At 62.4% G+C, this 24,694-nt stretch carries 23 protein-coding genes, 1 tRNA gene and 2 pseudogenes; 6 read left to right on the forward strand and 20 right to left on the reverse strand.

Annotated features, from left to right (window positions below):
* Positions 1-203 precede the first annotated feature (203 nt).
* From G5575_RS03950 to G5575_RS03980, 7 genes and pseudogenes are all read right to left on the reverse strand, one after another.
* Positions 204-1,070, reverse strand: a complete 867-nt coding sequence (locus G5575_RS03950; RefSeq protein ID WP_164533180.1) for an ABC transporter permease — start codon at positions 1,068-1,070, stop codon at positions 204-206.
* 196 nt (positions 1,071-1,266) lie between these two features.
* Positions 1,267-2,064, reverse strand: a complete 798-nt coding sequence (locus tag G5575_RS03955) for an ABC transporter ATP-binding protein (RefSeq protein WP_164533181.1) — start codon at positions 2,062-2,064, stop codon at positions 1,267-1,269.
* A gap of 3 nt (positions 2,065-2,067) precedes the next feature.
* Entirely contained in the window at positions 2,068-3,519 is a 1,452-nt protein-coding gene (gene hydA, locus G5575_RS03960) for a dihydropyrimidinase (protein WP_164533182.1), read from the reverse strand.
* Complete coding sequence (locus G5575_RS19970) at positions 3,519-4,016, reverse strand: endonuclease domain-containing protein (RefSeq protein WP_328765824.1); 498 nt, start codon at positions 4,014-4,016, stop codon at positions 3,519-3,521. The genes hydA and G5575_RS19970 overlap by 1 nt, the downstream gene beginning before the upstream one ends.
* A pseudogene (locus G5575_RS03970) lies at positions 4,013-5,265 on the reverse strand (Zn-dependent hydrolase). The gene G5575_RS19970 and the pseudogene G5575_RS03970 overlap by 4 nt, the downstream one beginning before the upstream one ends.
* Positions 5,266-5,278: 13 nt before the next feature.
* Positions 5,279-6,775 (reverse strand): CoA-acylating methylmalonate-semialdehyde dehydrogenase, encoded by a 1,497-nt coding sequence (locus G5575_RS03975; RefSeq protein WP_164533183.1) that lies wholly within the window; start codon positions 6,773-6,775, stop codon positions 5,279-5,281.
* Positions 6,775-8,055 (reverse strand): aspartate aminotransferase family protein, encoded by a 1,281-nt coding sequence (locus G5575_RS03980; protein ID WP_164533730.1) that lies wholly within the window; start codon positions 8,053-8,055, stop codon positions 6,775-6,777. Before G5575_RS03980 ends, G5575_RS03975 begins: the two co-directional genes overlap by 1 nt.
* 175 nt (positions 8,056-8,230) lie before the next feature.
* On the opposite strand from G5575_RS03980, the gene G5575_RS03985 reads away from it, so the two are divergent.
* Complete coding sequence (locus tag G5575_RS03985; RefSeq protein ID WP_328765825.1) at positions 8,231-8,908, forward strand: TetR family transcriptional regulator C-terminal domain-containing protein; 678 nt, start codon at positions 8,231-8,233, stop codon at positions 8,906-8,908.
* A 91-nt stretch (positions 8,909-8,999) separates the two neighbouring features.
* On the opposite strand, the gene G5575_RS03990 is transcribed toward G5575_RS03985, so the two are convergent.
* Positions 9,000-9,191, reverse strand: a complete 192-nt coding sequence (locus G5575_RS03990; protein ID WP_164533185.1) for a hypothetical protein — start codon at positions 9,189-9,191, stop codon at positions 9,000-9,002.
* Between the two features lie 107 nt (positions 9,192-9,298).
* Between G5575_RS03990 and G5575_RS03995 the strand changes: the two genes are divergently transcribed.
* Positions 9,299-10,774, forward strand: coding sequence for a hypothetical protein (locus G5575_RS03995; protein ID WP_164533186.1), 1,476 nt, complete (start codon positions 9,299-9,301; stop codon positions 10,772-10,774).
* On the opposite strand, the gene G5575_RS04000 is transcribed toward G5575_RS03995, so the two are convergent.
* From G5575_RS04000 to G5575_RS04010, 3 genes are all read right to left on the reverse strand, one after another.
* The gene (locus G5575_RS04000) at positions 10,756-11,115 is read right to left on the reverse strand and encodes an MmcQ/YjbR family DNA-binding protein (protein ID WP_164533187.1); all 360 of its coding nucleotides are present in this window, start codon (positions 11,113-11,115) and stop codon (positions 10,756-10,758) included. The two genes, G5575_RS03995 and G5575_RS04000, sit on opposite strands and share 19 nt — an antisense overlap.
* 77 nt (positions 11,116-11,192) lie before the next feature.
* A complete protein-coding gene (msrA, locus tag G5575_RS04005; RefSeq protein WP_164533188.1) occupies positions 11,193-11,849 on the reverse strand; it encodes a peptide-methionine (S)-S-oxide reductase MsrA in 657 nt (218 codons plus the stop codon).
* Positions 11,850-11,902: 53 nt separating this feature from the next.
* Complete coding sequence (locus tag G5575_RS04010) at positions 11,903-12,226, reverse strand: hypothetical protein (RefSeq protein ID WP_164533189.1); 324 nt, start codon at positions 12,224-12,226, stop codon at positions 11,903-11,905.
* Between the two features lie 237 nt (positions 12,227-12,463).
* Here G5575_RS04010 and G5575_RS04015 point away from each other — a divergent pair.
* Positions 12,464-12,553, forward strand: a tRNA-Ser gene (locus tag G5575_RS04015).
* 115 nt (positions 12,554-12,668) lie between these two features.
* Positions 12,669-12,806 carry a DUF6538 domain-containing protein gene (locus G5575_RS22085; RefSeq protein ID WP_407924849.1) on the forward strand — a complete coding sequence of 46 codons (138 nt, stop codon included), beginning with the start codon at positions 12,669-12,671 and terminating at the stop codon, positions 12,804-12,806.
* On the opposite strand, the gene G5575_RS04020 is transcribed toward G5575_RS22085, so the two are convergent.
* Positions 12,756-13,388 carry a tyrosine-type recombinase/integrase gene (locus G5575_RS04020; protein ID WP_164533190.1) on the reverse strand — a complete coding sequence of 211 codons (633 nt, stop codon included), beginning with the start codon at positions 13,386-13,388 and terminating at the stop codon, positions 12,756-12,758. The two genes, G5575_RS22085 and G5575_RS04020, sit on opposite strands and share 51 nt — an antisense overlap.
* A 314-nt stretch (positions 13,389-13,702) precedes the next feature.
* On the opposite strand from G5575_RS04020, the gene G5575_RS04025 reads away from it, so the two are divergent.
* A complete protein-coding gene (locus G5575_RS04025) occupies positions 13,703-15,928 on the forward strand; it encodes a methyl-accepting chemotaxis protein (protein WP_164533191.1) in 2,226 nt (741 codons plus the stop codon).
* A gap of 93 nt (positions 15,929-16,021) precedes the next feature.
* Here G5575_RS04025 and G5575_RS04030 read toward each other — a convergent pair whose 3' ends face one another.
* Genes G5575_RS04030 through G5575_RS04055 form a run of 6 tightly spaced genes read right to left on the reverse strand, consistent with a single transcriptional unit; the run spans position 16,022 to position 21,896 of the window.
* Complete coding sequence (locus G5575_RS04030) at positions 16,022-17,143, reverse strand: ABC transporter ATP-binding protein (protein WP_164533192.1); 1,122 nt, start codon at positions 17,141-17,143, stop codon at positions 16,022-16,024.
* Positions 17,143-17,880, reverse strand: a complete 738-nt coding sequence (locus G5575_RS04035; protein ID WP_164533193.1) for a tyrosine-protein phosphatase — start codon at positions 17,878-17,880, stop codon at positions 17,143-17,145. Before G5575_RS04035 ends, G5575_RS04030 begins: the two co-directional genes overlap by 1 nt.
* Positions 17,880-18,755, reverse strand: coding sequence for a carbohydrate ABC transporter permease (locus tag G5575_RS04040; RefSeq protein WP_164533194.1), 876 nt, complete (start codon positions 18,753-18,755; stop codon positions 17,880-17,882). The genes G5575_RS04035 and G5575_RS04040 overlap by 1 nt, the downstream gene beginning before the upstream one ends.
* Positions 18,745-19,665: a carbohydrate ABC transporter permease gene (locus tag G5575_RS04045; RefSeq protein WP_164533195.1), complete on the reverse strand. Its 921-nt coding sequence runs from the start codon at positions 19,663-19,665 to the stop codon at positions 18,745-18,747. Before G5575_RS04045 ends, G5575_RS04040 begins: the two co-directional genes overlap by 11 nt.
* A 51-nt stretch (positions 19,666-19,716) precedes the next feature.
* Positions 19,717-21,006 (reverse strand): ABC transporter substrate-binding protein, encoded by a 1,290-nt coding sequence (locus G5575_RS04050; RefSeq protein ID WP_164533196.1) that lies wholly within the window; start codon positions 21,004-21,006, stop codon positions 19,717-19,719.
* Positions 21,007-21,017: 11 nt separating this feature from the next.
* A complete protein-coding gene (locus G5575_RS04055) occupies positions 21,018-21,896 on the reverse strand; it encodes a metallophosphoesterase (RefSeq protein ID WP_164533197.1) in 879 nt (292 codons plus the stop codon).
* Between the two features lie 145 nt (positions 21,897-22,041).
* Here G5575_RS04055 and G5575_RS04060 point away from each other — a divergent pair, with 145 nt between their 5' ends.
* Positions 22,042-22,611 carry a TetR/AcrR family transcriptional regulator gene (locus G5575_RS04060; RefSeq protein WP_164533198.1) on the forward strand — a complete coding sequence of 190 codons (570 nt, stop codon included), beginning with the start codon at positions 22,042-22,044 and terminating at the stop codon, positions 22,609-22,611.
* On the opposite strand, the pseudogene G5575_RS04070 reads toward G5575_RS04060, so the two are convergent.
* Together G5575_RS04070 and G5575_RS04075 are read right to left on the reverse strand one after the other, a co-directional pair.
* A pseudogene (locus G5575_RS04070) lies at positions 22,608-23,341 on the reverse strand (tyrosine-protein phosphatase). The gene G5575_RS04060 and the pseudogene G5575_RS04070 sit on opposite strands and share 4 nt — an antisense overlap.
* A gap of 54 nt (positions 23,342-23,395) precedes the next feature.
* Entirely contained in the window at positions 23,396-24,694 is a 1,299-nt protein-coding gene (locus tag G5575_RS04075; RefSeq protein ID WP_164533201.1) for an ABC transporter substrate-binding protein, read from the reverse strand.

The raw sequence follows: 24,694 nt of genomic DNA on the forward strand, positions 1-24,694 counted from the left end.
CCAGGCGCCAAGGACGGCCAGCACTCCGTCGAGCCAGAATGACCAGGGCAGCACGAGGCGCAGGAGCGACAGCGCGCTCACGGCAAAGAAGATGAGCATCAGCGGCGCCGCGCCAATCGTCGGCAGGCTGGCGGCAAGACCAAGAAGCCCGCAGCCGCCGGCGATCAGCGCCAGGTAAAGCTGCAGCATGGAAAGCGTCCGGCTCATGCCCGAACCCCCATGCGGCGATTGACCATGTGCTCGGCGCGGCCGACGACGGCAACGAGGACGGCGGCGAGCCCTGCTGCGATAAAGAGCGCTGCCCAGATCTGGACGGTTTGTCCATTGACCGACCCGGTGAGGAGCCGCACGCCGAGCCCGCCACCGGCAGTGTTGGAAAGTTCGGCGACGATGGCGCCGATCAGCGAAATGGCGATACCGACCTTCATCGAGGCGAAGAGAAACGGCATTGCCGCCGGCCAGCGCAGCTTCCAGAACGCCTGCCAAGGCGTTGCGTCATAGGTGCGCAAGAGGTCGAGCTGGATGCCTTCGGGCGACCGGAGGCCTTTGACCATGCCGACGACCACGGGAAAGAAGGACAGATACATCGAGATCAAAGCCTTGGGCACAAGCCCGGTCAGCCCCACGGCGTTGAGCCCGACCACAAGCATGGGCGCGACGGCAACGATCGGCACGGTCTGGCTGGCAATGATCCAGGGCATCAGCGAACGATCGGACGCGTCATTGTGGATGATGGCAACGGCGAGAAGCACGCCGAGGCTCGTGCCGAAGGCAAAGCCGAGCAGGGTGGCGGAAAGGGTGATCCAGCCATGGTAGGCGAGCGAGCGTTTCGAGGTGGGCTCGAGGGCGATCGTGGCGTTCCAGATTTCGCCCGCCACCTGGTGCGGCGAGGGAAGCACCGGCTTGTCCTGTGCCCAGGTCTGAGCGACGAATTCCGTAAAAGGGACGTTGGCGAGGTCGGCGCGCTCGTTGAGGCGGGTCTGCCAGGGCGCGTTCATCCAGACCGATGCAGCGTACCAGATGGCGATGATGGCAAGGAGGATAGTGAGGACGGGAAGGATGCGGTTCATGATGCGGCCCTGCACAGAAGCAGAGGCTCCTGCGCCTCCCTCCCCTTGAGGGGGAGGGAATGAGGGTGGGGTGGGGCAAATGACGCCGCAGCGTGTGGCTCCACCCCACCAAGCTCTGCTAGGGCCCTAAAGGCCCAAGCGACGCTACCCTCCCCCTCAAGGGGAGGGAGGGCATCAGGGGTGGCCACGCACCCCATCAAACCACTTCCTCATAGGAATGCCCGGCCCGCAAGCCATCGCGCACGCGCGCCGCGATCTCGAGGAATTCCGGTGTTTCGCGAATATCGAGCGGCCGTTCGCGCGGCAGGGTGGAGACGATGACATCCGTCACCCGGCCGGGGCGGGGCGACATGACGACGATCTTGGTGGACAGATAGACCGCCTCGGGGATCGAGTGGGTGACGAAGCAGATGGTCTTTTCGGTGCGCGCCCAGAGTTTCAGAAGCTCGGAATTGAGGTGGTCCCGGACGATCTCGTCGAGCGCGCCGAAGGGCTCGTCCATGAGGAGCAGATCGGCGTCAAAGCTCAAGGCGCGGGCGATCGAGGCACGCTGCTGCATGCCGCCCGAAAGCTGCCAAGGGTATTTTTTCTCGAAGCCCGACAGGTTGACCAGCGCCAGCGTGCGGCGGACGCGTTCGGCCCGATCCGCGCTGCCATAGCCCATGATTTCGAGGGGCAGGGCCACATTGTCTTCGATCGTGCGCCAGGGATAAAGCGCGGCAGCCTGGAACACATAGCCGTAGGCGCGGTCCTTGCGCGCATTTTCCGGCGTCTGGCCGTTGACGGTCAAGGTGCCCGAAGTCGGCTTTTCAAGGTCGGCAATGGCGCGAAGAAACGTGGTCTTGCCGCAGCCGGAGGGGCCGATAAAAGAAACGAACTCGCCCTTGTCGATGGTGAGATTGACGTCGCTCAGCGCCACGATATCGCCGTCGCCGGCGGGAAAGGTGAGGCCCAGACTGCTGGCCTCCACAACTGCGGTCGTCCTGCCGTCCAAACCCTAGACCCCCGTCGCCGGAATGCCGGCCCGCTCGACCTTGCGCGGTGCGACGATCTCTTTCCACTGCGATAGCGCCCTGTTCACAGGGTTCTTCGCTTCGCGGGCAACGAACTTGCCATGGCCCGGCTCGGTGCGGATCTCGTTTTCGACGATCGACACCTTGCCGCGGGAAAGAACGTAGCGGGGTAGGCCGGTGACCTCGAAGCCCTCGAACACATTGTAGTCGATCACCGACTGCTGCGCCTTGGCCGAGATGGTCTTCTTGCGCGCCGGGTCCCAGACGATGAGGTCGGCATCCGCACCCACCATGACCGCACCCTTTTTGGGGTACATGTTGAGGATCTTGGCGATGTTGGTGGAGGTAACCGCGACGAATTCATTGGGCGTGAGGCGGCCAGTATTGACGCCAGCCGTCCAAAGCACCGGCAGGCGATCTTCGAGGCCGCCCGTGCCATTGGGGATTTTCGCGAAATTGCCGACCCCGTTGCGCTTCTGTTCGGTCGTAAAGGCGCAGTGGTCGGTAGCGACGCAGGAAAGCGAGCCTGACTGGAGGCCAGCCCAGAGCGAATCCTGATGCTGCTTGTTGCGGAACGGCGGCGACATCACGCGCCGTGCTGCATGGTCCCAATCGGGGTTGAAATATTCGCTTTCGTCGAGCGTCAGGTGCTGGACCAGCGGTTCGCCATAAACGCGCATGCCCTTCTGCCGCGCGCGGCGGATGGCTTCATGCGCCTGCTCGCAGGAGACATGGACGACATAGAGGGGGACGCCCGCCATATCGGCCAGCATGATGGCGCGATTGGTGGCTTCGCCTTCGACTTCCGGCGGGCGCGAATAGGCGTGGCCTTCGGGGCCGTTATTGCCTTCGGCCAGAAGCTTCTGCGTCATGGCGGCGACGATGTCGCCGTTTTCGGCATGGACGAGGGGCAGGGCGCCAAGGTCCGCGCAGCGCTGGAACGAGGCGAACATTTCGTCGTCGTTGACCATCAGCGAGCCCTTATAGGCCATGAAGTGCTTGAAGCTCGTGATGCCGCGATCGACGACCTCCGCCATCTCCTCGAACACCTGCTCGCCCCACCAGGTAACGGCCATGTGGAAGGAGTAATCCGCCGAAGCTTTGCCGGTCTTGTTGTCCCACATCTGGAGGGCTTCAAGCAGCGACTGATCGGGATTGGGAAGGCAGAAATCGACCACCATCGTGGTGCCGCCGGCCAGGCCCGCACGGGTGCCGGACTCAAAGTCGTCGGCGGAATAGGTCCCCATGAAGGGCATTTCGAGATGGGTATGCGGATCGATGCCGCCGGGCATGACATAGCAGCCGGTGGCGTCGAAAACCTCGTCGCCTGAAAGGTTCTGCCCGATTTCGACAATGGTCTCGCCGTCGATGAGGACGTCGGCCTTGTAGCTGAGATCGGCGGTGACGACGGTGCCGTTCTTGATGACTTTGGTCATTATTTTTCTCCCAAAATGTCGGGCAGCGTCCCTCGCCCCTCCGGGGAGAGGGTGGCCGGAGCGAAGCGGAGGTCGGGTGAGGGGTTGCCTTTCAGCGCTGCGTGGATGGCGTGCCAGCAACCCTCGCGGTTGCCCAGAACTTCATTGTTCCAGAAGCGCAGGACAGAATAACCACATGCGTTTAGGTGCGCCGTGCGGATTATGTCAGCCGCGCTTTCGTGCTGACCACCATCCAGTTCAATAACGAGCATTGCCTCGCGACAAGCAAAATCGGCGAAATATGGCTCGATCGGATACTGGCGGACAAACTTCCTGCCATCGATTTGGCGATTGCGCAGCATTTGCCAAAGCACGTGCTCTGCGTTGGTTTCGTTGCGGCGAAGGGTCCTTGCACGACCGACAGCGCTCTTAGAGGGCTTTGAGCCCCTCACCCGGCCCTGCGGGCCGACCTCTCCCCGGAGGGGCGAGGTAAGAACGGCGTTGCCGTCTTCGCTCACTCCACAATCTCCGCCGTTTCGACGACTGCGTGGAACAGAACATCGGCCCCCGCCGCTGCCCAGTCTTTGGAAATTTCTTCCGCCTCGTTGTGGCTTAGCCCACCCACGCAGGGGCACATGATCATGGTGGCGGGGGGGCGACTTTGGCGGCCCAGCAGGCGTCGTGGCCGGCGCCGGAAATGATTGGCATGTGGCTGTAGCCGAGCTTTTCGGCGGCGGAGCGGACGCGGCTGACGAGGGTGGGGTCGAAGGTGACGGGATCGAAATGTCCAACGGCTTCCACGGAGCAGCCGACGCCGAGTTCGGCAGCGATTTCGGCGGCCCGCGCCTCGATCGTCGTGCGCATGCCATCGAGCTTGGCCTGGTCGGGCGAGCGGATGTCAACGGTGAAGACGACCGTGCCCGGGAGCACGTTGCGGGAGTTGGGGGAAAACTTGACCTGGCCGACGCCGCCGACGGCACCGGGCTGGGCGGCCATGGCGACTTCCTGCACCATTTCGATCATGCGGGCCATGGCGAGGCCGGCATTGACGCGCATGGTCATTGGGGTCGAGCCGGTATGGGCTTCCTTGCCAGTCAGCGTGAATTCGAGCCACCAAAGGCCCTGGCAATGGGTGACGACGCCGATCTGCTTGTCTTCGGCCTCGAGGATCGGGCCTTGCTCGATATGGTATTCGAAATAGGCATGCATCTTGCGGGCGCCGACTTGCTCGTCGCCGACCCAGCCGATGCGCTCGAGTTCGTCGCCGAACTTCTTGCCGTCCTGATCCTGCCTTCCATAGGCATGCTCGAGTGGGATGACGCCGGCAAAAACGCCCGAGGCCACCATGGCGGGGGCAAAGCGGGCGCCTTCTTCATTTGTCCAGTTGGTAACGACAATGGGGTGGCGCGTCTTGATGCCGAGGTCGTTCATCGAGCGAACGACTTCGAGCCCGGCCAACACGCCGAGCACACCGTCATACTTGCCGCCCGTCGGCTGCGTATCGAGATGCGATCCGACATACACCGGCAGGGCATCCGGATCGGTGCCCGGGCGGGTCATGAACATTGTGCCCATCTTGTCGACACCCATGCTGAGGCCGGCGTCCTCGCACCAGCGCTGGAAGAGTTCGCGCCCTTCCTTGTCGGCGTCGGTCAGGGTCTGGCGGTTATTGCCCCCGGCAATGCCGGGGCCAATCTTGGCCATGTCCATGAGGCTGTCCCAGAGCCGATCACCATTGATGCGAAGGTTTTCTCCTGGGGCAGACATATGGGCAAAGGTCCTACTTGTTGGTCGGGAACGAGAATTCCGCGCCACCCTTGATGCCGGCTGGCCAGCGGGTGGTGACGGTTTTTAGGCGCGTATAGAAGTGGATGCCTTCGGGCCCATAGATCGAGTGATCGCCAAACAGCGACCGCTTCCAGCCGCCGAAGCTGTGGTAGGCGACCGGCACGGGGATCGGCACGTTGATGCCCACCATGCCGACTTCGATCTTGTCGGCGAACTCGCGCGCGGCATCACCGTCGCGGGTAAAGATCGCCGTGCCATTGGCATATTCATGGCCATGGATCAGGTCGACCGCGTCCTTGAAACTGTCGCGGCGGACGACCGAGAGCACCGGTCCGAAAATCTCTTCCTTGTAGATTTTCATGTCCGGCTCGACGTCGTCGAACAGCGTGCCGCCGACATAATAGCCGTTTTCATAGCCCTGGAGCTTGAAGCCGCGGCCGTCGACAATGAGCTTGGCGCCTTCTTCGACGCCGGAGTCGATATAGCTCAGGATCTTGTCACGGTGCATCTTGGTGACCACCGGACCCATTTCGGCGTCCTTGTCGGTGGCCGGACCGATCTTGAGCGATTCTACGCGCGGCCTCAGCTTTTCGACCAAGGCATCCGCCGTTGCCTTGCCCACGGGAACGGCCACCGAAATCGCCATGCAGCGCTCGCCGGCCGAACCGTAGCCTGCCCCCATCAGAGCGTCCGCCGCCTGGTCGAGATCGGCATCGGGCATGATGATCATGTGGTTCTTGGCGCCGCCCAAAGCTTGGACGCGCTTACCGGCCTGGGTGCCGCGCTGGTAGACATATTCGGCAATCGGCGTAGAGCCGACGAAGCTCACGGCCTTGATGTCGGGATGGTCCAAAATACCGTCGACCATTTCCTTGTCACCATGGACGACGTTGAGGATGCCCTCGGGCAGTCCGGCCTCCATGAAGAGGTTCCAGGCCAGCATGGGCGCCGACGGATCGCGCTCGGAAGGCTTGAGGATAAAGGCGTTGCCGCAAGCGATTGCCGCCGGATACATCCACATCGGCACCATGGCCGGGAAGTTAAACGGCGTGATGCCGGCAACGACGCCGAGCGGCTGACGATCGGAATAGCTGTCGATCGACGGGCCGACATTGCGCGAGAATTCGCCCTTGAGCAGGTGCGGAATACCGCAGGCAAAGTCGACGCAGTCGATGCCGCGGGCAACTTCGCCCAGGGCATCGTCATGCACCTTGCCGTGTTCCTTGGAGATCTCGCGGGCCAGATCGTCGGCATATTGATCGAGCAGCGCTTTGAACTTGAACATGACGCGGGCGCGCTTCATCGGCGGCGTCGCGCCCCAGGCGACCTGCGCCTTGACGGCGGAGGCGACCGCGGCGTTGAGCTCGTCCAGGGTCGACAGCGGCAGCTCCGCCGATTGCTCGCCCGTCGCCGGATTGAACACCGGCACGCGGCGGGTGGAGGCGGAAACGTAGCGCTTGCCGGCGACGGCGTTCTCGATGACGTTCATTATTCGATGCTCCGCAAGGCGCTGCGGACGCCGTCGATCAACTCGCCGATCTGCGCTTCGGAAATGATCAGCGGTGGGGACATGGCGATGATGTCGCCGGTGGTACGGATCAGATAACCGTCCTCGAAGCATTTGAGGAAAGCCGAGAAGGCGCGTTTGGTGGGCGAGCCGGCAATGGGTTCGAGTTCGACCGCGCCCACGAGACCGATATTGCGCACGTCGATGACATGCGGCTCGCCCTTGAGCGAGTGGAGCGCATCTTCGAACACCTTGGCGAGCTCGGCGCCGCGGGTGAGAAGACCCTCTTCCTTATAGGTTTCAAGCGTTGCGAGCCCCGCGGCCGACGCCACCGGATTGCCCGAATAGGTATAGCCGTGGAAGAACTCGATGACGTGTTCGGGCCCATCCATGAAGGCATCGTGGATTTCGGCCGAGACCAGCACCGCGCCCATCGGGATCACGCCATTGGTGAGGCCCTTGGCCGTGACCATGATGTCCGGAGTGACGCCAAAATAGTCAGCGCCGAATGGGGTTCCGAGGCGGCCATAGCCGGTGATGACCTCGTCAAAGATCAGAAGGATGCCGTGCTTTTTGGTGATGTCGCGCAGGCGCTGCAGATAGCCGGCCGGCGGGATCAGGACGCCGGTCGAACCGGCCACCGGCTCGACGATGACCGCTGCGATTGTCGAGGCATCATGAAGCGTGACGATGCGCTCGAGCTCTTCGGCAAGGTCGACGCCATGCTCGGGCAGGCCGCGCGAAAAAGCGTTCTTGGACAGATTGTGCGTATGCGGGAGGTGGTCGACGCCAGTCAGGAGCGTGCCGAACATCTTGCGATTGGTGACGATGCCACCGACCGAGATGCCGCCAAAATTGACGCCATGATAGCCGCGCTCACGCCCGATCAGCCGCGTCTTGGAACCGTTGCCCTTCACGCGATGATAGGCAAGGGCGACCTTGAGCGCCGTTTCGACCGACTCGGAGCCAGAATTGGTGAACAGCACATGATCGAGCCCTTCGGGCGCGATGTCGACGATGCGGTTGGCGAGCTCGAAAGCCTTGGGGTGGCCCATCTGGAATGCGGGCGCGTAATCGAGCTCGGCTGCTTGCTTGGCGATGGCTTCGACGATTTTTGGGCGAGCATGGCCGGCATTGACGCACCAGAGGCCTGCCGTGCCATCGAGCACGCTGCGGCCGTCCGAGGTCGTATAATGCATGTCCTTGGCCGCGACGAACATGCGCGGGCTCTTCTTGAACTGCCGGTTTGCCGTGAAGGGCATCCAGAAAGCGCTGAGGTCGTTCGGCGCAACGTTGGATGATGTGGGCACTGCGATCTCGCTCCCGATGTTTGGACCGGCTTTTGTTTTGGGCCTTGACGTTGGCGCCTGAACCCAAGAAATTTTGACCAGTTGGAAAAATGTTAGCATCCCTATCCATTCCCGCAAGGCGAAAATGGTGAGCAAGAAAACCGCCGCAGCTGACACTGTCGACGCCAAGCCGCGGCCGCTGACGCGCATCCAGAAGGAAAAGCAGGACATCATCCTCGAAGCGGCGCTCGAGGTGTTTTCGCTGCACGGTTTTCGCGGCGCCACCATCGACCAGATCGCGGCGCAGGCGGGCATGAGCAAGCCCAACCTGCTCTATTATTTTCCCAAGAAGGATGAGATCCACCGGCGGCTGATTTCCGAACTGCTGGTGACTTGGCTGGCGCCCCTCGCCGAGTTCGACGAAGACGGCGACCCTTTTACCGAGATCCGTTCCTACATCCGCCGCAAGCTTGAAATGGCGCGCGATTTTCCGCGCGAGTCGCGGCTTTTCGCCAACGAAATGCTACAGGGCGCGCCGCGCGTCAGCGAGATGATCGAGGTTGATCTTAAAAACCTCGTGGATGAAAAAGCCAAGGTGCTGCTGACCTGGATGGAACAGGGGCGCCTCGCCCGAACCGATCCCTATCACCTGATCTTTTCGATCTGGGCGACGACGCAGCACTATGCCGATTTCGACGTTCAGGTGCGCGCCGTGCTTGGCAAGGACCGCAACGGTGAGGGCCGCTTCGAAGACGCCGCCCGCTATCTCGAACAGCTCTTCATGCACGGGCTGACGCCGAAGGCGCGGAGCGCCGGCAAGGCTTAAAGGCAGGACTCCGCGGTTCCACTCCTCTTTAATGCGGTCGCGCTAAGATCGACGTCAAACAGGGCGGGAGCCTTTCTTGCACGTTTCGCCGTCATCTAATTTCACCCGTCGCGACTGGCTTTGGCTCTTGGCCATCTTTGCCGTTGCGGCTTTGACGATCGTTGTTCGGGCCCAGATGAGCAAGGATGGCGCCGCCTTCTTCGGCGATACCGACGACGCCATGCGCATGGTTATGGTGCGCGATTTCCTGAATGGGCAAGGCTGGTACGATCTGGTCCAGCATCGGCTCAACACCCCTATGGCGCTGAAATCCACTGGTCGCGCCTCGTCGACCTGCCGCTCGCCATCCTGCTTGGACTGGCGCAACTGTTTGTTTCGCCCACCCAGGCGATGCTCATCGCGGGCACGGTGTGGCCGCTTGCTTTGCTGGCAGTGCTGCTCTGGCTTTCGGCGCGTATCACGCTTGAAGTGGTTGAGCGAGGCGGGTTGTTGCCGGCGCTGGTTCTGCCGGTGCTAAGCCCGGCGATCCTGGCCGAGTTCAATCCAGGCCGCGTCGACCACCACAATGTCATCATCGTGCTGACGCTTGCCGTGCTTTTCGCCAGCCTCGTGGCGCTGCGCCGACCGCTCGGCGCATGGTTGGCGGGCCTTTTGTCGGCGACCGCGCTTGCCGTGGCCGTGGAGGCGCTGCCGGTCGCCGCTGCCGCCATTCTCGCCTTTGGTCTCGCCTATGTCGTCGATGGCAATCGCAAGGACGCCCTGCGCCGCTTCGGGCTCGGCTTTGCCATCGGCATGGCTCTGCATCTGATGCTGGCGCGACCGCCCGGGCGCTGGCTGGAAGCTGCCTGCGACATGATTTCGCCGGTCTATGTGCTGGCGGCTCTGGCCGTCGGCGGTGCCTACTTGCTGATTGGGCTTGCACCGCCAGCGCGGCATGCCTGGCAGCGGCTTCTGGTTCTCGCGGTTGCAGGGGCTTTGAGCGTCGGTCTCGTCATCGCCATCTATCCGCAATGCCTTGGCGGTCCCTATGCAGCCCTCGACCCTTGGCTGCAGCGCAACTGGATCGCCGGCATCGTCGAGGCCAAGCCCTGGCATCAGTCGCTCTTCGATCTTCCCATCTATACGCTGGCCGTCGGCATACCGGTGCTGCTCGGCCTGGTGACCGCGGCGATTGCCCTGTGGCGTGAACCGCCGCGGCGGCTGGAATGGCTGGTTGTTCTGACCTTCATCATCACCACGGCCGTGATCATGCTGGCGCAAATCCGGGGCGCGCGCCTCGCGGTTCTGACCGTTACGCCGGCCGCCGCCTGGCTGATCCTCCAGGCGCGAATGGTCTATCTCAAAAAGCCACGGCTGGTGCCGGCACTTGGCCTTGTCTCCTCCTGGCTGGCTTTTGCCGGCATCGTCATCTCCTTTGCGGTTGCTGGCGTGCTCCAGCTTTTCCCCGAAGGCCGCGCCCAGACTGTCGAGACCGCTCTTGCCAGCAAACTGCCATGCCTCGCCTCCGACAGCTTTGCAGATCTCCGCGGATTGCCGCCGGCGCGGATCATGTCCCCAATCGATCTTGGCGCCCATATCCTGCTCGAAACGCCGCACGAAGTGGTTGCCGCGCCCTATCACCGCAACGAGGATGGCGTGCTCGACGCCTTCCGCTTCCTCAGCCGCCCCTCCGCCGAAGCGCACGAGATTGCCCGAAAGCGCGGGCTCAGCCTTTTCGTCACCTGCAACGCCATGCCCGAAATGCAGGCCATCGGGCTTCGTGAGCCGGATACGGTGCTAAGCCTTCTGGCTGCGGGCACGCCGCCCCCATGGCTTGAAGATGTGTCGCTCGGCGGACCGCTCAAGATCTATGCGATTGCGCCCTGATCGAGCCCAAGTGTTGCCCGCAGCTTTTTGCTGAGCTTGGCGGCAATCAGCCGATGCGCCTCGGCAATATAGGCGCGGATCTCGTGGTCCCCGAGCGGGCTCGCGGCAGAAATCGCGACCCAGCCGGCACGCGCAAAATAGGGCGCGGGGCGGATGCCGGGCGTTTCGATCATCAGGTCAAAACTGATCGGCAAAACCTTGAGCCAGATGTCGCCGGGATCGCGATCCAGCAGGCAGAAGATCTTGCCGCCGACCTTGGCAACCGAATCGTCTCGCCATTGCCGCACCAGGGTGGCTGCTGGGAGGGTGAGGACAAAGGCCTCGAACTCGGATCGGTGCATGATGGGGGGATGTGAGACGTTCAAGATCAACGGCTCCAAAGAAAAGGGCGCCGGAAAGTCTTCCGGCGCCCTGTCGTTTACTCGGCGGCGACGCCAACCCCGATGGGGCAGCTGACGCCGGTCCCGGCCAGCCCGCAATAGCCATTGGGGTTCTTGGCCAGATATTGCTGGTGGTAGGTCTCGGCATAATAGAAGGGACCTGCCTCGCCGATTTGGGTGGTGATCGGTCCCAGCCCGCGCTGGCGCAGGGCATTCTGGTAGGACGCGCGGCTCTGCTCGACGATTTCGGCCTGCTCCGGCGTCGTTGTATAGATGGCCGAGCGATACTGGGTGCCCATGTCATTGCCCTGGCGCATGCCCTGGGTTGGATCATGCTCTTCCCAGAAGGTCTTGAGCAGCTTTTCGAGGCTGATCACCTTGGGATCGTAGACGACCTTGACGCTTTCGGTATGGCCGGTGCGGCCCGAGCACACTTCCTCATAGGAAGCATTGGGCGTGTGGCCGCCCTGGTAGCCGACGGCGGTGACGAGGACGCCCGGCAATTGCCAGAACAGCCGCTCGGCGCCCCAGAAACAACCGAGCCCGAAATAGATGGTCTCGGCGCCTTCGGGATAGGGACCCTTGAGGGATGCGCCATTGACATAGTGATTGGCAGCAATTGCCAATTCCTGGTCACGGCCGGGCAGAGCCTCGGCGGCGGAAGGAATGGTCATCGGTTTTTGACGGAAGAACATAGGATGCTCCTTTCAGCCTGTTATACGCTTGAGAGAGGCCAAAAGTTACGCCGCTAGATCTGTTCCTGGCGCAAAAACCGCTCGCGCCGCGGCCTCCGGCCCATCAGCGCCAGCACAATGCCGGGCACGCCAAGGACGGCAAAGGCCGGGTAGGTCAAAATGTTCTGGAACACGACGCGCAGGAGATCGGCAAAGAACCGGCTCTCGAAAAAGCTCGAGACCGCTTCCTGGCTGGGACGATGCACCTGTGCCCAGGCTTCGCCGAAAACGGTGAAGACGAGCTCGTTGGCGGCAAGCGACTTGGTGCCATCGATCACAAGCAGGATCAGCGCCAGGCCGATCAGCCAGGTGCCCAAAATTCTCAAGACCAGCCGCATCCGATATCCCCGTGCCCCATGGCGACGAAAAGTCCGCCAGCCCGTCTTTGTTCCACCCTGAGCCCCGCGCTTCTTTTGCCATGCAAAGGAGGGCTCTCACAAGATAAGGCCATGGGACAAACAATCCGTTAGCGCCTTCGGATGATCCCTTGCGCCCGAAGCGATCCTGAGTATAGTGCGCCACGCTCGCGCGGGCTTTCGAGGCCGCACCGGTTTCCAGGCTGGGCAGGGCGACGCGGAGAGATGGCCGAGTGGTCGAAGGCGCACGCCTGGAAAGTGTGTAGGCGGGGAACCGTCTCAAGGGTTCGAATCCCTTTCTCTCCGCCATACCTAAGCCATTGATATTGCTATAGCAGAATCCGAATTAAAATGCGGACTCTGTCACAGCATCCCGTCACAGCGACGGAGTGTTTGTTCCTTGCTTAGTTCCACATCATCCTTGGTGTACCGGCGAGTTCCGGTCTTCTGGTTTCGCAAGACGGTGCCAGTGAACCTGATCGATCGCCTTGGCAGTTCGGACATCCGCAGATCATTGCGCACATGCAATGGCGGTTGGCTTGGCAAAGGGCGTGGACACTGATCTTGCTGGTCGAGGACGCATTTGCAGTGCTGCATGCCGAGGGGCTTTCGCCCGGCGCACGCTCGGCATTCCCGTGGCTTTGTAGATATGCGACGCCTTGGTACGGCGCAGAAAATGGGTGCCGTACTCCTCAGGCGTCAGCCCGATTGCAGTGACCCACTCGTCCACCAGCCTTGCATATTGGCGGGTGCTCAAGTGGCCATCGGGCAGGCTGGGGAAAGCAAAGTCATCGATCGTGCCGCCGCGTCGCTCAAGCCAGGCAAGCAGACTGGCCCTTGTGTCAGCAGTGATCTCGAACTGTACGGGTCTGCCTGTCTTCTGCTGGATCACCATCGACCGCGCGCGGATGGCAGGTCCAGCCACAAGTGTGCCGATCTTGATCTTCACCAGATCGCAGCCTCGAAGCTTGCTGTCGATCGCAAGGTCAAAAAGTGCTCGGTCCCTCATCCTTCCCTCTCGGTCGAGGAAAAAGCGGACTGACCAGATTTGTCTGATCTTCAATGCGCGTTTGGCGCCGATTTGCCTGCCGGCATTCCAGGCAGGTCTTCCTGCAGCAGCAGGGTCGTACTTTGAGATACCCATTACATTTCTCCTCTGGCCAAAGCGGCCGGGAAGGAAACCAATATGGCAGGCTCAACAGCGGCAGATGCCGACCCCATTACGGTCGTTCGCTTTTATCGCGGAGCGTCTGGAAAGCGGACATTGTAGTGCTTAGTGCCAGACCCGAGGATGATCACAATCCCAGGGAGCCGCAAAAACTTTTTCTATGAAAAACCAGCCATTCCGCGGCTCTCAGGCTTCTATGAAAGTCGCATGACGAATGTATTGACCTTCGCTTAACGCGCGCACGGTTACCGGGCTAGCAGGGAGGAGACGTCACACCAAGGGCTCGCATAATGAACCTGTCGCGTCTCAGTATTGCTGGTCGTATCTATCTTGCCTTCGGCGGCCTGATCACCCTCATGGTGCTGATCGTAGCACTCGCCTTAGGCAGCGTTCATCTGGGCGCGACAAATTTGAATAACTTCCGCGCCGCTAGCGGCCAGGCTGGCGCCGCCTGGCTGCATGCCAGCGCCCTATCGGATGCACGTCTTGCTGTCGCCGCGTACCAGCGTCAGCCTGATACGCCAAGCGCTGATGCGGCCCTTTTCTTAGTCGACGCCGTGCCCGGCGACGGCGCCGAGCAATATCGCGCCGCTATTCGGTCGATGATCGCCCTCGATGGCGACGTGCAAACTCTCCGCGGCGCAATGGAGCTGGCCGGCCTCAACGCTACGGACACATTGGCTGCCCTGATCCAGCAGGCGAGCCAATCATCCGGACTTAATGCCAAGGCCGCGGCCATTTCCGGCCTCGCCATGCAGAACCTGCTGCAGATGCGCATCGCTCTCACCGCCATGCTGGCTTTACCCACCGAGGAGGCGCACGCTGCTGTTGGAGCCCTTGCCGGTGCAAGCCGCACCACCTTGGCCGACTTAAGGGCCACCTTCTTCAAAACCGGCGACTTGGCCGCCGTCGATACCGCGCTTGCCGAACTAGATGCCTTCGCTGCCGCTGCCGACCAGGTCTATGATCGCCTGCTCGAACGCCAGAGCCTTGGCGAAATCCTCACGAAGATCGACGCCGAACTGGCTAGCAGCTTCGGCGATGACGCTGCCAATGCCGCCGCTCGCCAGGCAGAACTCAACAAGGCAGCGTCGGTGCAGAGCACCCAGCTTAGCCTTTCGGCTCTTGTCGCGGGCAGTATCGCCCTTGTCGCCGGCATAGCGTTGGCAGTTGTCACCGCACGCTGGCTATCCCGCGCCATTCGTTGCGTCGCTCAATCCATGCAGGCGATGGCGAAGGGTGATTTCGACGCCAACCTTCGTGAGGCTGATCGCATCGGCGAGTTGGCCAGCATAGCCACAGCCCTTGAGGTCTTTGGCGCCAACGGGCGGCAGCTCCGCAATGACACCGCACGACGCGACAGCGACATGCGCCAAGCCGCAACCATTGCTGCCCGCCGCGAAGCCCTACAGGACGACCTCCAAGCCGTCGTCGCCGCTGCCACCAGGGGCGACTTCACTAGGCGCCTCAATCGCACCTACAGTATGCCCGAACTCGACGGTCTTGCTGAACACGTCAATATTTTGCTCGAAACTGTCGCCGGCGGCCTTGGAGAGGCCGGAACAGTGCTGGAAGCACTCGCCAGCGCCGATCTCAACCGACGCATGCTTGGCGTTTATGAGGGCGCATTCGGGCGCCTTCAGATCGACACTAATGCCCTAGCAGAAGGTCTCTCCCACACCATGACGCGTCTCGCGGCCTCCTCGGGCATGCTGCGCCGGGCCACCGATAATATTCTCCATGGCGCCAATGACCTCTCGGCTCGAACCAGCCGCCAAATCACCGCCATCAATACAACTTCAAAGGCTATCAAGTCCTTGTCCGGCGATATCATCTCCAACGCGGCGCTGGCTGACCAAGTCGCGGCCAGCGCCCATGAATCCGCCGAACTGGCTCGTTGCGGTGGCGAGGTGATGGGCCACATGACCCATGCTATGACCGGCATTGCTGACGCCTCCGCCCGCATTGCCACCGTCACCCGTCTCATTGAGGACATCGCTTTCCAGACCAATCTACTGGCGCTCAATGCTTCGGTCGAAGCGGCACGGGCCGGTGACGCCGGCAAAGGCTTTGCCGTGGTCGCGGTGGAAGTTCGCCGCCTCGCACAATCCACCGCCCAAGCATCAGCCGACATCAAAAACCTCGTTGCCGAGGCTGCGACCGCCGTACAGATCGGTTCACGATTGTCCGAAGATGCCGCCCGAACTCTCGCCGCCATCAGCCAGGCTGTCGACGCCAACAGCACACGGATGCAGGCCATCGCCACCTCCAGTCAGGCGCAGTCCCGCGCCGTGTCTGTGGTTGTTGACGCCATGAGGCAGATGGATGAGGTGGCCCAGGACAATGCGGCCCTAGTAGAAGAAACCAATGCCGCTATCGAGCAGAGCCAGGCCCAAGCCAGTGAACTCGATGCCATTGTCGGCGCTTATTCGGATCCTTCGCGCCCGAGAATGATAACGCACGCTCCAGCTAATGCCTTCCGAAACGCGACACGGCTTAGTGTTGGCGCATCCTGACGGATACCCACCCTAATAGCGCTGGTCTGTAGTGGACCCCATATCGGAAAGCAGGCATGCAGGCTGCGGTTCCTAGGAGCCTCGGTTGTCAGCTTATGACACCACCTTGGCGTCACGGGTAAGGGACGACAGCTTAGGCGCGGCAGGCGTTTCGATGCGAAGACCTGTGAGCTGGTCGTAGAGGTGCAACGCTGCCGTCGGCAAGTTGATCCACACGGTCGAGCCTTCGATGTCGTCCTCACCGGCTGGGAGAACAACGGCGACTTCGCAGTTGGCGAAGTTGCAGTAGGCGACGCGGGAACCGCCGAGTTCTTCCACCAGATCAACCGTGGCGGGGAGACCTGCGCCGCTCTTGGCGGAAAGGACGACGTTTTCCGGGCGAATGCCGACTATCACCCTTTTGCCTTGAGGCAGGGCGGACTGGGCCACTGCAACATGCTTGCCGGAGAGATCAAGCATGACATCGCCATCTTGACCGACGGTTGCCGGGAGGAGGTTCATGGCCGGAGCGCCCATGAAACCGGCGACGAAAACCGAAGCAGGCTTGCGATAGACGTCCGAGGGCGGACCGATCTGCTCGACGCGGCCGCCATTCATGACGATCAGCGTGTCGGCCAGGGTCATGGCCTCGACCTGGTCATGGGTGACGAAGATCGAGGTGGCGTTGAGGCGCTTGTGGAGGCGCTTGATCTCGATGCGCATCTGTACGCGGAGCAGGGCGTCAAGGTTGCTGAGCGGCTCGTCGAAGAGGAAGACGTCGGGCTCGCGGACGATGGCGCGGCCCATGGCGACGCGCTGGCGCTGGCCGCCTGAAAGCTGGGCCGGGCGGCGGTCGAGATAATCGGTGAGGTTGAGGATCTTTGCCGCCTCGAGCACGCGACGGTCCTGCTCGGCTTTGGGGAGCTTGGCGATGCGCAGCGGGTAGGCGATGTTCTGGCGGACCGTCATATGCGGGTAAAGGGCGTAGTTCTGGAACACCATGGCGCAGCCGCGATCGGCGGGCTCGATGTCGTTCATCACCGTGCCGCCGATGGCGATGGTGCCGGCGGAGATGTCTTCGAGGCCCGCGATCATGCGCAAGAGCGTGGACTTGCCGCAGCCGGAGGGTCCGACGATGACGACGAAGTGGCCGTCGGGAATGGTGGCGTCGATGCCATGCAGCACGGGCTTGCCGTCATAGGTCTTCTTGACGCCAGAGATTTGCAGATCGGTCATCAGAGGTCTCCCAGAAGGCGGTTGCGCAGGTGGTCTATGGTTTGGTCATCAAGGCCGATGGCGCCGAGGTATTCGTCGACCGAGCCGAACTCGGCTTCGATGAAGGCAAGGGTTGCGACCATGGTCTCGGGTTCCGAGGCGAGGAGGCGCTGAAAGGCGGCAGGGTCAGCGCCGCGCGAGACGGCTCCGGCGGTGATATCGGCAATGATGGGCGCGATCAGCGCGGCGGTCTGGGAGTAGTCCTCGACGATGAGGGCGGCTTCGACGCCCGCCACGCCGAGCAACAGCGCGGCGACGATGCCGGTGCGGTCCTTGCCGGCGGTGCAGTGGAACAGCACGGCACCAGGCGGGGCATCGGCGATGAGGCGCAGCACCTGTGCAAGGGCGGGCTGCCGCTGTGTCAAGGCAAGCTTATAAAGTTCGAGCAGCAGGTCGCCTTCGGTCATGAGGTCAGGCGCAAGCCCGTCCAGTAGCGAGACATTGTGGTAGGCGACGCCGGGATGGCCGGAAAACGGGTTTGGCTGGTGGGCCAATTCGTCGGCGTGACGCAGGTCGATCACGGTGGTGACCCCAGATTCCAGCATGCGGTCGACGCCCTGTTCATCGAGGCGATGGAGGGCATCGGCGCGCAGGATGCGACGCCACTGGGTTTGACCACCGGAAGCGGCATAGCCGCCAAGATCGCGAACATTGTAGGTGCCTTCGATCGGCAGGTGGCGTGTAGGTGCGGGCTGCATCAGCGAATTCCCGATTTCATGAAGGATTGGACGACCTGGCGCTGCAGGACGACATAGATGACAAGGACCGGCAGGCTGGCCAGCGTGGAGGCGGCCATGAGCGGGCCCCACTGATTGCCTTCGGCGGTCATGAACATCTGGATGCCGATCTGGATGACGCTGTTCTCGGCGGTGCGGCTCAGAAGCAGCGGCCAGAAATATTCGTTCCAGGTCGAGATGAAGATGAGGATGGCGAGCGACGCGATCGTGCCGCGCAGATTGGGCACCAGCACTTCCCAAAGGATGCGCCAGTTGTTGGCCCCATCCATGCGCGCCGCTTCGATGACTTCGCGCGGGAAGCCGCGCATGGCCTGCGCCAAGAGCATGATGGCGAGAGCCGCTGCGATGTTGGGCAGGATCAGGGCCAGGACGCTGTCGAGCAGGCCCATGTGGGCGACGAGGAGGTAGTTGGGTATCATCACCACCTGGAAGGGCACGAGCCAGGTGAGGGCGACGCCGGTATAAATCAGCCTGTCGCCGGGAAACTTCCAGCGCGCAAAGGCGAAGGCGGCCAGGATGCCGGTCAGGAGCTGCAGCACGGTCGAGACGGCAGAAAAGACCAACGTGTTGATCAGCATGCGGGCGATCGGGATCGCATCGATGGCACGCGTGTAATTGTCGAGCGAGGGTTGCGTCGGCCAGAGCGACGTCTCGAACATGGTGTTGGCGGGCCGGAACGAGCTCACCAGCATCCAGTAGACTGGGAAAAGGCAGAAGATCGACAGCAAGACCATCAGCAGGTGCCCTGCAGCCGAGTTGAGGCCCGACCGGTCGGAGATGCGTCGCAAAGCAACAGGCTTGCTGAAGACGGGCGTGGCGATAGCATCAGTTGTCATGGAAGGAATACCTGTCGATCAGGCGGAACAGCACGAAGGCTATGGCGCCGAAGCCGAGGAAAAGGATGACCGCCGAGGCCGAGCCCCAGCCCACAGACATGGTGGAGAAGCCGAAGTCCCACAGGAGGTAGTAAATGTTGGTGGTGGCGCCGAGCGGACCGCCGCCGGTGAGCACGTTGATGTAGGTAAAGCTCCATTGCGCCCCGAGCAGGATGGTCATCACGACGAGGAACAGCACGGTGGAGCTGAGGAGCGGCAGGCGGATGTCGCGGATGATCTGCCACTTGCTCGAGCCATCCATGCGCGCGGCTTCGATCAGCGAGGGATTGATATTGGCATTGGCGGCGGAGAGGATCAGCGTCGAAAAGCCCATGAGCTTCCAACCGGTGATGACGATAACAGTCCAGATCGCGACATTGGGGTCGGAGAGGAATTTGACCGGATCGAGCCCCATGCCCTTGATCATCTGGTTGGCGAGGCCGTAGCCGGGGTCGAGTAGCCAGCGCCAAACGGCGGCGGCGACGACAGGAGCAATGATCATCGGCACGAAGATGATGGCGCGGTAGATGTTGCGCGAGTGCTCCGGCAGATCGTGTGTATAGATGGCGATGGCCAGCGGGATCAGCACGGCCAGCGGCAGGAGCCCGACGATATAGATCCCGGTGTTGCGCAGAGCCTGCCAGAATTTGGGCAGTGCGAAAATGCGCGTGTAGTTCTCCCAGCCGACAAAGGTCTGCGGCGAGGTGGGCAGCATGTTCCACTGGTAAAAGCTCAGGCGCACCGCGTCGACCAGCGGCCAGTAGATCCAGAGCACGAGGGTGATCAACGCTGGCGCTAGGTAGAGCCAGGGCGACAGGCGCTGCTCGCTCTTTCGGCGCAGTCTTGTTTGGGCGGCGGAAGCAATGGCCATGTCGCGCTCCTTGGAGAGTGGGACGGCCCGCCGGGTGGCGGGCCAAAGGGCTTAGGGCATCAGGGCCTGGGCATTGGCCTGGGCGTCGACCAAGGTGGACTCGACATCGGCGCCGCCGAAGACCGACATTTCGACGGCATCCATCATGGTCTTGACGATCTGGCGGTAGTTCGGGCCCGGCATCGGATCCCACGGTTCGAGACGGTCGAGCTGCTCGAGGTTGGGGGCGACCAGCGGGTGCTCTTCGATCCAGCCCGCGAGGTAGGCTGGGTCGGTGACGATGGCGGGACGCAAGGGCAGGTAGCCGATTTCCGAGGTGATCACGGTGTAGCCGTGCTCGGAGGTCAGGAACTTCATCAGCTCCCAGGCGGCGCGTTGCTTTACCGGATCGGTGGTGTGGATGGTCAGCGCCGAACCCGAATTGTTGGGACGAGTCGGCTTGTCGCCGAAGCGGGGCATGGCGGCGGAGCGCAGCTCGTAATTGCCGGTCGCACCGGTCACCAGGGCGCCCTGGATGGCGCTGGTGTTGAGGTACATGCCGAGCGTGCCGGAAGCCATGCCGTCGAGCTGGCCGGCGGTGTCATAATTCTCGTAGACGCCGGTATCGTAGAGGTCGCGCAGCATGGCGACGGCTTCAATGGCTTCGGGTTCGGCGAACTTGAGAGTCGTGCGATCGCGGGAGATTACTTCGCCGCCGTTGGACCGGACGACGCCCTGGAACAGCCAGTCGACGGCGCCGGCGCCAGTGATGCCGGCGGCAAAGCCTTCGGCGTCGGTCTTGTCTTCGATGGCCTGCGCTGCGGTCTTGATTTCAGCCCAGGTGGCGGGCGCCGCGTCGGGGTCGAGGCCCGCCTCGCGGAAGAGGTCGGCATTGTAGAAGAGGACCGGCGTCGAGAAGGTATAGGCGAGGCCATAGGTCTTGTTGTTGAGCACGCCGAGCTTGACGCCATTGGGGTGCATGCCCTCGAAATGGGCGGCGATCTCTTCGGCTGGGGCGATGTCTTCAAGTGCTTGCGCATTGAAGTTGGTGACCGAGAAGTCGAGATCGGAAAACACTGTCTGCACCAGGTCGACCGGCTGGCCGGCGGCGAGGTCGGCCTGGATGCGGCTCGAGTCGGCGCTAGAATAGCCGACGCCCGTCACGGTGACGTTGGGATTGGCTTCCATGAATTCATTGATCAGCTTCTGCGTGGCCTCGGCGCCAAGACCGGCAGTGGCGAGGTTGTAGTTGTAGAAGGTGATGGTCACCGGCTGATCGACCGATGGTGCCATGGTCTGGGCCAAGACGGGAACGGCAGTGGAGAGCGCCAGAAGGCTGGCGAGAATGGTTGTGCGGATCATGTGTTCTGTTCCTATTCGGCGGCGGCCATTGCGGCGGTGTCGGCTTCGTACTTCTTGAGCGCCTCGGTCATGCCGACCCAGGTGAAGCTATGAAGTTCGCGACGGGTCGCGGCTTGGGGTGCAAAGGTGATGGAAAGACCGGAGGGGCGCAGGGTGCCGATGGCGAATGCGGCGCCTTCGAGCATGCGCAGGCCTTCATGCAGCCAAAGAACGTCGGTGGCCGCGTGCTGACCGATGCCGACTACGGTCGGGATGCCGTACCAGTTGGAAACACGGTCGTAGTGAATATGGCCAGAAAGGATGCCAATGACGTTTTTGCCCGAAACGGCCTGACGCAGCGCTTCGGTGTCGGCATAGGAGAGCGATTCCCACTCCATGTCCTTGTTGTGGGTGTCGAGTGCCGGTGCGTGGTGCATGACGAGGAGCTTGGGCAGTTCGGCATGCTGGTCGAGTTCGCGCGTCAGCCATTCGAGCTGGCCGGGCTCGAAGGCGCCGCCGATCTTGTTGGGAACGCTGGTGTCGAGGACGATCACGTGGATGCCGGCGATCACTTCGGCATGGTCGTAAGGGGCGGTCACATTGCCGGTGCGGCCGAGCATCGTGGGGTAGAAGCCATCGCGGCGGTCGTGGTTGCCCAGGGCGTAAAGCACGGGCATGTCGAGGCCGGCTTCGGCGATGATGGCCTTTAGGTTCTCGTAGCTGCCCGCGTCGCCCTGATTGGTCAGGTCACCACTGGCGACGATGAATTTAGGCTGCGGCTGCAGGGTCTTGATCTCGGCCAGGATGCGGCGGAGCGTCGTCGAGGTATCGGAGTAGAGGTGGCTGTCCTCGACGGCCGGATTGCCGACATGAAGGTCGGTGAGGTGCACGAAGGTGAGGTTTTCGGTCATGAGCATTCTCCCTGCTCTGGAGCGAACAAGCCGCCAGAAGCGGCGCTTAACGGTTTCGCCTGCGGTGTTTCAGATCCCGCTTGTGCAGCGACGAGGGCAAAGCTAACGTCCGTCCATGACAGGTGAATGAAGGTTCATTCAGTTTATGGATTTGGTTCTCGACAAGCGTGAGCGCATTCTTGCCGCGGCCGGACGGCTGATCGTGCGCAACGGGCTGCAATGCTCGATGGCGGCAATTGCCGAGGAGGCGAGCGTCGCAACCGGCTCGCTCTACAATTATTTTGCCTCCAAGGAAGCGCTGGTATTGGGCGTTTACTCGCGCATGACCGAGGAGATGACGGCGGCTCTGGTGACGGCGATCGATCCCGATGTTGAGCCGGGTGAAAGGGTGCGGCGTTATATCGAGGACTATATCGACTTCATCTGGTCCGATGCGCAGCGGGCCAAGCTCTTCGATTATCTCGACAACACGCCGCTGATCACCATGGGCGACGCTATCACCCTCTTTGGCCCGTTCATGCAGCACGGCATCGAGATGATCGAGGCCGCGCAGAAGGCCGCGGCGGTTCGAGCCGGATCGGCGACCCTGATCATGAGCTTCGTGCGCGGCTCGATCCGCAATACGCTCAAGCGCCGCCGGTTCTCGCAGGAACCTCTTACCGCAGAGGACCGGGACCTGGTCGCGGGGATGTGCTGGGCTGCGATCAGCGCTTAGCTGCATAACCGGGCAACCAGCGTCTGCAGTTCATTGTGGGTGAGGCCGAACTTGTCGAGATAGGCGTGGATGCCGCCGTGCTCATTGTTGAGATGCTCGAGCATCGAGAGCATGGTCGAGGCGTCGCTGGCGAGAACGCGGTCGATGTGCTCGGCCGGAGCTCCGGCAGCCAGCGCCCGTTCGCGCAGATGGCGGATCATGCCTTGGGCAGAGGCGGTCAGCGCATAGTCCTCGGCGATCGCTTCGGGGGAACGCCGGCCACGGCCAGCAGCAGGGCGGCGACAATGCCGGTGCGGTCCTTGCCGGCCGTGCAATGGATAAGAACGATGCCATCGGGTGCGGTGATGACCGCGCGCAGGACGTCAGCCATCCGCTCGCCACAGCGGTCGAGCGCATCTCGGTAGCGCTGCGCCATGTCGAAGGGCGTTTCGCTCAAGGCAATCGGGGAGAGCGCATTAAAGAGCGCGATATTGCGATAGGCAACCTGCGGATGATCGGCGAAAGGATGGACGGTCGTGCTGGTCTCGTGCGGGCCGCGCAGGTCGATTACGAGGGCGAGGCCGCGATCGATCACCGTCTCAACGCTTTGGGCGCTCAGGTGATGCAGGGCCTCGCCGCGCAGGATGCGGTTCCAGCGCGTCGTACCGCCACTGGCCCGGGGATAGCCGCCGAGGTCGCGAATATTGTGGGTGTCCGGCAAGGTCCAATGCCGCGTCGCTGCCACGGTCATGGCTGCCTCCGTCGAATAGGGAAAAAGGGCGCAGCCGAAGCCGCGCCCGAAAGATCAGGGCATCAGGCTCTGGGCATTGTCCTGGGCGGCAATCAGCACTTCGGTGACGTCGCCGGTGCCGAGCACGGCTTCGGTCACGGCATCCTTCATCATCGACTCCGCCTGGCGATAGTTCGGGCCAGGGAAGGCGACGTTTGGCGTGAGGCGCGACAGCTGTTCGAGGTTCGGGCGGATCAGCGGGTGCTCTGCCGTCCACGAACCGAGAAATTCAGGGTCATCGACGATGTCGAGACGCAGCGGTAGGTAGCCGATCTTGCTCGTGATGATCGTGTAGCCGTATTTGGACGTCAGGAACTTCATCAGCTCGTAGGAAGCGCGCTGCTTGATCGGGTCCTTGGAGAAGCTATAGAGCGCCGAGCCGGAATTGGTGGGCGCGGTCGGCTTGTCGCCAAAGCCCGGCATGGCGGCGACGCGCAGTTCCCAATTGCCTTCGGAAGCAGTCGAAAGCGTGTTCTGCACGGCGCTCGTGTAAAGGAACATGCCGAGCTGGCCCGCCGCCATGGCCTCGCTCGGGTTCTGCGGGTCGAGGCGGGCATGGGCGCCGCTATCGACCATGTCGCGCAGCATCTGCACGGCTTCGACGCCTTCGGCATTGGCAAAGCTCAGCGTGTTGCCGTCGCGCACCGTGCCGCCATTGGACATCAGGATCGCCTGATAAACGAAGGTGCCATCGGCCGGACCATAGGCGCCGGGGAAGAAGCCTTCGGCATCGGTCTTTTCGACGATGGCTTCGGCTGCGGCCTTGACCTCTTCCCAGGTCTTGGGCGGGTTTTCGGCATCGAGACCCGCGGCGCGGAAGAGATCCGCGTTATAGAACAGGACGGGGGTCGAGAAGGTATAGGCAAGGCCATAGGTCTTGTCGTCGATCTTGCCCAGGTCTAGCCCGCGCGGGATCATGCCATCAGTGAGTTCGGCATAGCCCTCTGGGCCAGCCATGTCTTCGAGCGCGTTGGCGCCCAAGTCGCTGGCGATGTAGTAAAGGTCGCGGAACACGAGTTGCGCCACGTCTGGCTGCTGGCCGGCGGCCATGTCAGCCTGGAGGCGCGTGACGATCTCATTGGACGGAACGCCGACGGTCTCGACCTTGATATTGGGGTTTTCTTCTTCGAACTTGGCAATGAGCTCGCGCGTGGCATCGGCGCCGGCGCTCGCGGTTGCGAGGTTGTAGTTGTAGAAGGTGATGGTCACCGGCTCGGTGATGGCGTCAGCCATCTGAGCGAAGGCAAGCCCCGAAAGGGCGGTGAAGCCGAGGCTCGTGGCGGCCAGGAGCTTTAGGAGATTGCGTCTGATCAT

It is taken from the genome of Devosia aurantiaca, assembly GCF_011058215.1.
Lineage (GTDB): Bacteria > Pseudomonadota > Alphaproteobacteria > Rhizobiales > Devosiaceae > Devosia > Devosia aurantiaca.

What these genes read in the sequence shown, in the direction of transcription:
- G5575_RS03950 (WP_164533180.1), bottom strand. Translation starts at nt 1,070, where the DNA reads ATGAACCGCATCCTTCCCGTCCTCACTATCCTCCTTGCCATCATCGCC.
- hydA (WP_164533182.1), bottom strand. Translation starts at nt 3,519, where the DNA reads ATGACCAAAGTCATCAAGAACGGCACCGTCGTCACCGCCGATCTCAGC.
- G5575_RS03975 (WP_164533183.1), bottom strand. Translation starts at nt 6,775, where the DNA reads ATGAACGTCATCGAGAACGCCGTCGCCGGCAAGCGCTACGTTTCCGCC.
- G5575_RS03980 (WP_164533730.1), bottom strand. Translation starts at nt 8,055, where the DNA reads ATGCCCTTCACGGCAAACCGGCAGTTCAAGAAGAGCCCGCGCATGTTC.
- G5575_RS03990 (WP_164533185.1), bottom strand. Translation starts at nt 9,191, where the DNA reads ATGCTGGACCAGATCGTACCAGCCTTGCCCATTCAGGAAATCGCGCAC.
- G5575_RS03995 (WP_164533186.1), top strand. Translation starts at nt 9,299, where the DNA reads ATGCTCATCGCGGGCACGGTGTGGCCGCTTGCTTTGCTGGCAGTGCTG.
- G5575_RS04000 (WP_164533187.1), bottom strand. Translation starts at nt 11,115, where the DNA reads ATGCACCGATCCGAGTTCGAGGCCTTTGTCCTCACCCTCCCAGCAGCC.
- msrA (WP_164533188.1), bottom strand. Translation starts at nt 11,849, where the DNA reads ATGTTCTTCCGTCAAAAACCGATGACCATTCCTTCCGCCGCCGAGGCT.
- G5575_RS04010 (WP_164533189.1), bottom strand. Translation starts at nt 12,226, where the DNA reads ATGCGGCTGGTCTTGAGAATTTTGGGCACCTGGCTGATCGGCCTGGCG.
- G5575_RS04020 (WP_164533190.1), bottom strand. Translation starts at nt 13,388, where the DNA reads ATGGGTATCTCAAAGTACGACCCTGCTGCTGCAGGAAGACCTGCCTGG.
- G5575_RS04025 (WP_164533191.1), top strand. Translation starts at nt 13,703, where the DNA reads ATGAACCTGTCGCGTCTCAGTATTGCTGGTCGTATCTATCTTGCCTTC.
- G5575_RS04030 (WP_164533192.1), bottom strand. Translation starts at nt 17,143, where the DNA reads ATGACCGATCTGCAAATCTCTGGCGTCAAGAAGACCTATGACGGCAAG.
- G5575_RS04035 (WP_164533193.1), bottom strand. Translation starts at nt 17,880, where the DNA reads ATGCAGCCCGCACCTACACGCCACCTGCCGATCGAAGGCACCTACAAT.
- G5575_RS04040 (WP_164533194.1), bottom strand. Translation starts at nt 18,755, where the DNA reads ATGACAACTGATGCTATCGCCACGCCCGTCTTCAGCAAGCCTGTTGCT.
- G5575_RS04045 (WP_164533195.1), bottom strand. Translation starts at nt 19,665, where the DNA reads ATGGCCATTGCTTCCGCCGCCCAAACAAGACTGCGCCGAAAGAGCGAG.
- G5575_RS04050 (WP_164533196.1), bottom strand. Translation starts at nt 21,006, where the DNA reads ATGATCCGCACAACCATTCTCGCCAGCCTTCTGGCGCTCTCCACTGCC.
- G5575_RS04055 (WP_164533197.1), bottom strand. Translation starts at nt 21,896, where the DNA reads ATGACCGAAAACCTCACCTTCGTGCACCTCACCGACCTTCATGTCGGC.
- G5575_RS04060 (WP_164533198.1), top strand. Translation starts at nt 22,042, where the DNA reads ATGGATTTGGTTCTCGACAAGCGTGAGCGCATTCTTGCCGCGGCCGGA.
- G5575_RS04075 (WP_164533201.1), bottom strand. Translation starts at nt 24,694, where the DNA reads ATGATCAGACGCAATCTCCTAAAGCTCCTGGCCGCCACGAGCCTCGGC.